The 859-nt window shown below is 66.1% G+C and carries 1 protein-coding gene; it reads right to left on the bottom strand.

The annotated features are described in order from the left end of the window. Positions 1–10 precede the first annotated feature (10 nt). Positions 11–810 (bottom strand): IS5 family transposase gene (locus AFM16_RS40785; RefSeq protein WP_370628159.1). Its coding sequence is split into 2 segments (ribosomal slippage): positions 11–472 and positions 475–810, totalling 798 coding nucleotides; the frame shifts between segments, so codons are not numbered across the junction. Positions 811–859: the final 49 nt, after the last annotated feature.

An 859-nucleotide genomic window follows, 5' to 3' on the forward strand; every position in this document is an offset into this window, starting at 1 on the left:
AGAAGTCATCTCAATTGGCGAGTCGGCGGTAGCAGATGAGGGTGCAGGCGATGCTGGTGAAGGCGAGGAAGTGGTCGGCCTTGCGTTCGTAGCGTCGGTGGAGTCGGCGGCAGCCGGCGAGCCAGGCCATGGTCCGTTCGATGGTCCAGCGGTGGCGGCCTAGTCGCTGCGAGGACTCGATGCCTCTGCGGGCTATGCGGTGCTTGATGCCGCGCTGACGTAACCATTTCCGCAGGTGGGCGTAGTCGTATCCCTTGTCGGCGTGGAGCTTGCCGGGCCTGCGCCGTCGGCGTCCGCGGCGTGAACGGATGGGCGGTATGCCGCGGACGAGGGGCTCGAGGGCCTGACTGTCGTGCAGGTTCGCCCCTGAGATTCCGACGGACAGGGGCAGACCGGTCCGCTCCGTGATCAAGTGGATCTTCGACCCGAACTTGCCCCGGTCCACAGGATTCGGACCTGTCAGGCCCCCTTTTTCAGGGCCCGCATGTTCACCGAGTCGATCGCGCAGCGCGACCAGTCCAGCTCACCACGGGCGCCAAGCTCATCGAGGACCAGGCGGTGGAGCTTGGCCCACACCCGGGCCTTGCTCCACTCGGAGAACCGCCGGTGAGCTGTCGCTCCCGACGGTCCGAACGAGGCCGTGGGCAGCTGCTGCCAGGTACAACCCGAGGTGGCGACAAACACGATCGCAGCCAGCACCTCCCGGTCACCATGCCGACGTCGGCCACCACCCTGAGGCCGAGACGGCGCCTCCGGCACCACCCGCTGGAACAACTCCCACAACTCATCCGGCACCAGCCGCTCAACAATCCCCACCACGACCGACAGCTTACCCAACCGCCCAAATGAGATGACTTCT

The sequence above is a fragment of the Streptomyces antibioticus genome, from assembly GCF_002019855.1.
GTDB lineage: Bacteria > Actinomycetota > Actinomycetes > Streptomycetales > Streptomycetaceae > Streptomyces > Streptomyces antibioticus_B.